This is a genomic window from Xanthomonas sp. SHU 199, assembly GCF_000364665.1.
GTDB classification, from domain to species: domain Bacteria; phylum Pseudomonadota; class Gammaproteobacteria; order Xanthomonadales; family Xanthomonadaceae; genus Xanthomonas_A; species Xanthomonas_A sontii.
On record NZ_AQOI01000085.1, the window covers coordinates 1 to 5,347 of the forward strand.

Sequence of the window (5,347 nt, forward strand, 5' to 3'; positions counted from 1 at the left end):
GCCGCCGACCAGCAGCAACAGCGCGGCGCGGCCGGGGCCGTGCGTGTCGGCGCGGTGGATCGCCGCCGCCACCCACAGCAACGCCAGCAGGGTCGCCACGCGCACCGCCACCGCATAGCCGAGCAGGCCGCCGCCGCGCCAGCCGAAATGCACCGCGTCCCAGCCCAGCAGCAGCAGCGCGATCAACACGCCCAGCGAGGCCGCAACGCGCTGCGCGAAGCCCAGCGTGGCGGCGGTGTAGTGGCGGTACGCCCGTTCCAGCGGAGGATCGAAACGCAGCGCGGCGAATCCCTTGCGCAATTGCGCCGCGTAGGCCTCGCCCGGCGGTGCGTCGTATGGCTCCTGGTAACGCTCGTGCATGCAGTCCCCTGTCGACGGCAACGCGGCGCGAAGTGCGGATCAGATCACATCAGATCGTGTCACCCGATTCGGTTTCGCGCGGACGCTGCGGTGCCCACGTCGAGACCATGAAAAAGCACCGGCGCGTGATTGTCCACTTTTGGGACGATCGGTTGCGTGACAGCAGCGCCCTGCCGCGCCGCCTTGGCACGGCAGGGCGAGCGTCAGCGCGGCGGCGGGAACGCCCACACGCTGTGTGGATCGCCGCCCTGCCCGCGGCGATACGCGGCGCGCGCCATCTGCCAGTAGGCCCAGGCCAGCGCCAGCGCGCAGGCGTCGATGGCCAGCAGCGTCCCGCTGCTCCACGGCGCCACCCAGCCAGCGGCGCCGCGCAACCCGGCCAGCGGCACCAGCGCGGTCAGCACCGCACAGGCCAGCAGCAGTTCGTAGGCGCCGCGGGCGGTCGGCCGCAGCAGCGACCAGGCCACGCCGAGCGCGAACACGGCGTAGTACGCCCCGCGCTCCATCCCCGGCGGCAATAGGCGCGCGGCCACGAACAGCGCCGACACTCCGGCCACGCAGCCCAGGCAGACGCCGGCGGTCAGCCGCGCCATGACGTGGGTGCGCAACGGCTGCGCAACCTGGCGGCGCTTCCGCCGCGCTTCCACCCACAGCAGGTTGCCGCTGTAGAACAGGAACGCGCCGCCGAGCCCGAGCAGGAAGTACAGCCATTGCAGCGGCCAGCGCCCGTAGTCGCCGAAGTGCAGGGTCTGCAGGCCGCGCAGCGCGGCCACGCCCGGCGACATGGTCTGCGGCGACAGCACCCGCAACACCTTGCCGTCGGCCGCGCGCAGCGCCACGCCGCCGAGCGTGTTGAGCCGGCGCTGCTCCTGGCGGCCGTACAGCTCCACCTGCGCATTGGCGTCGCCGGCATCGTGGAAGGACAGGCTCTCCGGCACGAAGCCGGGATTGGCCGCGCGCGCCCGTGCCACCAGCTCGGCCACCGGCAGCATCGGCGCAGGCACGTGCGCGGGCTGCACGTGCGGCGCCAGTTCGAAGTCCGGCTGCAGCACCTGCATCAGCTTGCCGTCGAACACCAGGTACTGGAACGGCGCCAGCAGCAGCACGCCCAGGGTCAGCACCGCGCCGGACCAGGCGAAGATCACGTGGAACGGCAGCGACAGCATGCCGATGGCGTTGTGCGCGTCCTGCCACAAGCGCTTGACGTTGCGGCCGCGGCGCAGCGCGAACAGGTCCTTGAGCAGCACCGGCGCGTACAGCACCACGCCGCTGACCAGGGCCACCCCGTACAGCAGGCAGACCACGCCGAACAGGTAGGTGCCGAAGGTGCGCGGCAGCCCGGCAGTGAAGTGCAGGTCGTACAGGAACGCGACGAAGCCGCTGCGCTGCGGCAGCTGCACCGGCTGCCCGTCGGCACCGGGCTGGAACTGCACCATGCCGCCGAAGGCCTGCTCCGCGGCCGGCCCGAACGCGAACAACTGCGGCTGCGTGCGGCCCTCGCCGGGCAGCATCAGCGTGTACGACTCGGCCAGCGCCGGATGCCGCGCCAGCACCGCATCGGCCAGCGCCTGCGCGGCCTGCTCCGGCGGCAATGCCGGGGCCTGCACCGCGGCCGGGCGCGGCCACTGCTCCAGGTCGTGGGTGAACACGTTGATCGCCCCGGCGTAGAAGGCGATGAACAGGGCCATGCCGGCGAGCAGGCCCATCCAGCTGTGCGCCGACAGGAACTGGCGCAGGGTCGCGGCCTTCATGGGGTCACCTGCACGAGGTGGGTGGCCTTGAGCAGGTAAAGCGCCACGTAGCACAGTGCGGTCGCAGCGCCCAGCCACAGCCACGCGCGCGCGCCGCTGGGAAACACGAAAGCCAGCGACATGGCGCCGACCCACAGCGGGAACACCAGCAACAGCCAGGGCAACGTATGCACCTGCAGGTCGCCCGGCCACAGCAGCACGCACAAGCCGATGACGCCCACCGCCAGCGGCAGGCCCAGCACGATCGCCGCCAGCCACCTAGCCCACATCGCCAGCCCCTTGGTGCAATTGTCGCCACGCATCCAGGTACGGCAGGGCCACCGCCGCCAGCATCGTCGCGCTCAGCGCGGCGAACACGCCGGCCCACACGCCCAGCGCCGAAATCGCCGCACCCAATGCGGCCACGCACAGCAGCGTGCCGGCCACGCGCAGCGCGCGCGCGTGCCGATGCCAGGCCGGACGCAGCCGCTGGTGCGCGGTGGCCAGGTAGAACGCCAGCGCCGCCAGCGCGGCGGCGAGCAGATAGGCGACGGTGGCAAAGGCGAGCATCACCAGCGCGCCTCGAAGCCGATGCCGACCACACGCGGCGCGCCCAGGATCGCGACCGGATCGGTGGCCCAGCGGTACTGCATGTAATGGCGGTCGAGCAGGTTGTTGGCGAAGATCCACGCGCTCCAGTCCAGGTTCTCGTAGCCGAACTTGGCGTTGACCACGGTGCGCGAGGCCAGTTGCACGGCGCCGGCACCGATGTCGGTGTAGACGCGGTCGCGGAAGCTGGCGTTGAGGTTGGCCAGCCAGCCCTCGGCGAAGCGCCAGTTGGCGCCCAGCGCCGCGGTCCAGTGCGGCGCGTAGGCGAACTCGCGGCCGGCGTAGTCGATCACCGAGGCGCCGGCGATGGTGGCGAAGCTGTCGTAGCGGGTGCGCGCATAGCCCAGCGAGCCGTACCAGTCGAACGCCTCGTTGGGGCGGTGGCTGGCCTCCAGCTCGGCCCCGTACAGATGCGCGCGGCCGGCGTTGACGGTGTTGTAGTCGAAGCTGTTGAGGCCGAAGTAGGCGGTGGTCTGCTTGTCCTTCCAGTCGATGTAGTAGGCGTTGGCGTTGAGGGTCAGGCGCCGGTCCAGCCACTGCGAGCGCAGCGCGGCTTCGTAGTTCCAGGTGTATTCCGGGTCGTAGGGGAAGGCCTGGCTGCGCGCCGAGTTGAAGCTGGAGCCGCCGGAGCGGTAGCCGCGCTGCACCACCAGGCTGGTCGACAGGTCCGGGTTCCAGTCGTAGCGCATGCCGAGCTTGGGCAGCAGCGCGTCGAAGTCGCGCGTGTTCCAGGCCACCTCGCCGTTGGCCGAGCGCACGATGCCGGCCACGCCCTGGTTGATCGCGACGATGGCCCGGTACAGCGCGGTGCCGCTGGCGGCGAAGGCGGCCGGATCGGGATAGCGGCCGGCGAAGGCCGCGGTGGTGTCGGAGGCCATGGCGTAGCGCTGGCGGTCGTAGCGCAACCCGCCCAGCAGCGAGAACCCGCTGCCCACCTGCCACTGGCCGTCGGCGAACAGCGCGCGGTTGCTGGAGCGGGTCGGGCTGGCGCTGACGTAGTCGACCGGAATCACCGGCAGCGCCTGCGCGTAGCGGGTGGCGATCGCGGTGGCGGTGGCGGCCGGGAAGCCGGCGCTGCGCAGCAGGCCGGCGATGGTGGTGGTCGGCGTGGCGACGTTGTTCAGCAGTTGCGCGTCGTTGTCTTCCACGTGCCGCGCCCAGTACGCGCCGATCAGGCCCTGCACCGCGGTGCCGGCGTAGTGCAGGCGCAGTTCCTGCGAGGCGGTGGTGTCGTCGAGCTGGCGCCGCGCGTAGCCGGCGTTGTCCGGGCCATGGTCCATGTCCCACAGGCTGGACGAGGTGACCTTGTTCCAGGCGCTGACCGAGGACAGCGACCAGGCGTCGGAGAGCGCGTAGTCGGCCTGCAGGGTGACGATGTCGCTGTCGCTGCGGGTGCGGTCCGGGGTGTTGTTGGTGGCGTAACGGTGTTCGAAGTAATCGGGCAGGTCGGTGCGCACGTAGCTGTACATGTACGGGCCGGTGCGGTGCGAGCGGGTATAGCCCAGCTGCACCTTCAGCCCGGCGATCGCCGACGGCGTCCACAGCAGCTTGCCGCGGTAGATCGCCGAGACCTGTGCATCGTCGGCGGCCTGGCGGGTGAGGTTCCAGGTGTAGCCGTCGAAGCTGCGCTGCTCCACCGAGGCGCGGAACGCCAGTTCGTCGGCGACGATCGGGCCGCCGATCGCGCCGGCCAGGCTGCGGTCGGAGGGATCGGAGGCCAGCACGCGCAGCTTGCCCTGCCAGTCCATGGTCGGCTCGGCGGTGCGCAGGACGATCGCGCCCGCCAGGGCGTTCTCGCCCTGCAGGGTGGACTGCGGACCGCGCAGGACCTCCACCTGCTGCAGGTCCCACAGGCTCAGCGGCGCCCAGCTGATCGCCTTCCACGGCAGGGCGGCGCCGTCCAGGTAGATGGTGGCCAGCGGCGCATCGCTGCCGCCGTCGATGTTGCGGATGCCGCGGATGCTGAAGCCGGCATCGCCGTAGGTCTGGGCCATGTTGGCCGTGCGGTTGAACACCTCGTAGGCGTTCTGCAGGTTCTCCTGCTCGATGCGCGCTTCGGTGGTGACGGCGACCGAGCTGGTGGTGTCCTGCACGCTGCGCCCGCTCTTCTCGCCGGTGACGACGATCTGGTCGAGGGTGGTGGGATCAGGAGGCGGCGCGACATCGGCGCCGGCAGCGCGCGTTGGCGGCGCCCAGCTCAGCAAGACGGATACCACGCATAAGGACAACACGGACCGCGCGACGCGCATACACCACTTCCCCCGAAAGACTCACGGTTGAAGGCATGGCGGCGGCTGTGCCTGGCTGCCGGACGCGGCAGCGCTGGGCGCGGACTTTAGCAGAGCCGGGGCGGGGCTGCCATGGGATTTGGGATGGGCGGCAGGTTTGCTCGGGGGTCTTGGGAGCGTAGGAGCTGCTCCTACGGGTGGGCATCGCCAACGTATGCGTCACGCGCAGACACGTGTTGTGGGAGGGACTTCAGTCCCGACGCCGTGACCGGCGGCTGCCGCGATGCAGGGGGCCATCGTCCCAGGGGCATAGCGAGGCTGGCGCGTCGCGCGTCGCGGCTGAAGCCGCTACTGCAGCTCACTTCATCTGATACATCAGTCAAGAGCAAAGGCTTTCGCCCTTTCGGGCGAGTTACTTTT

The 5,347-nt window shown here is 70.7% G+C and carries 4 protein-coding genes and 1 pseudogene; all 5 read right to left on the bottom strand.

Features of this window, described 5'->3' with window-relative positions; genetic code table 11:
• A pseudogene (locus D183_RS23980) lies at nucleotides 1–360 on the bottom strand (GGDEF domain-containing protein); the annotation flags it as partial.
• Between the two features lie 203 nt (nucleotides 361–563).
• A complete protein-coding gene (locus D183_RS0104210) occupies nucleotides 564–2,111 on the bottom strand; it encodes a PepSY-associated TM helix domain-containing protein (RefSeq protein ID WP_017907893.1) in 1,548 nt (515 codons plus the stop codon).
• A complete protein-coding gene (locus D183_RS0104215; protein WP_017907894.1) occupies nucleotides 2,108–2,380 on the bottom strand; it encodes a hypothetical protein in 273 nt (90 codons plus the stop codon). The genes D183_RS0104210 and D183_RS0104215 overlap by 4 nt, the downstream gene beginning before the upstream one ends.
• Nucleotides 2,370–2,660 (bottom strand): hypothetical protein, encoded by a 291-nt coding sequence (locus D183_RS0104220; protein ID WP_017907895.1) that lies wholly within the window; start codon nucleotides 2,658–2,660, stop codon nucleotides 2,370–2,372. The genes D183_RS0104215 and D183_RS0104220 overlap by 11 nt, the downstream gene beginning before the upstream one ends.
• A complete protein-coding gene (locus D183_RS0104225; RefSeq protein WP_232757208.1) occupies nucleotides 2,660–4,915 on the bottom strand; it encodes a TonB-dependent receptor in 2,256 nt (751 codons plus the stop codon). The genes D183_RS0104220 and D183_RS0104225 overlap by 1 nt, the downstream gene beginning before the upstream one ends.
• Between the last annotated feature and the right edge of the window lie 432 nt (nucleotides 4,916–5,347).